Source organism: Flavobacterium psychroterrae (assembly GCF_018380615.1).
Taxonomy (GTDB): domain Bacteria; phylum Bacteroidota; class Bacteroidia; order Flavobacteriales; family Flavobacteriaceae; genus Flavobacterium; species Flavobacterium psychroterrae.
Genome location: NZ_JAGYVZ010000085.1, coordinates 1 through 553, shown reverse-complemented (window position 1 = coordinate 553; position 553 = coordinate 1). Strand labels below are relative to the sequence as shown.

Here is a 553-nt window from a genome sequence, read left to right as displayed (position 1 = left end):
GTTGGTAAACCTATTAACTTCCTGATCAATTTTAGAGGAAATAAGACTGTTTACTTCGCGCCGGTTCTGCCGGTGGTCAGCACTCAAAAAATTGTATTAAAATATTACAATGAAAAATTTTTGGTTTACATCGATAACAAGTTATTCTTTTACGGAAATAGTGATTTTACAGTAAATGAATCAGAGAATCACATAGGAATGCTACAACTAGCACAAAACGATGGCTTTGATTCTATCGAGGATTTCTGTTCTTATTTCAATGAAAATTATAAAGGAAAGATCATCCATTGGACAGATTTTAAATACTAAAAAAGGTTTTCCGTAAAATTTATAAAAATTAACTTAATACTTTTGAAATCATGTCAGACAAATACCAAGATATAAAAGACAGAGAATACGCTAGATTAGCTTTAATACATGCTGAACTGGATCGTAAGCATAAACGCATTTTGAGAAGAATATATATATGTGGTGTAATATTTGCAATACTTATACTATATTTCTGTTTTTTTTAGATAAATTTGAACTTAATAAATATACAATTATGAAGAAA

Annotated in this window: 1 pseudogene; it reads left to right on the top strand. The window is 28.4% G+C overall.

Going from position 1 to position 553, the window contains the following annotated elements:
- Positions 1-309, top strand: a pseudogene (locus tag KHA90_RS25155) (hypothetical protein); the annotation flags it as partial.
- Between the last annotated feature and the right edge of the window lie 244 nt (positions 310-553).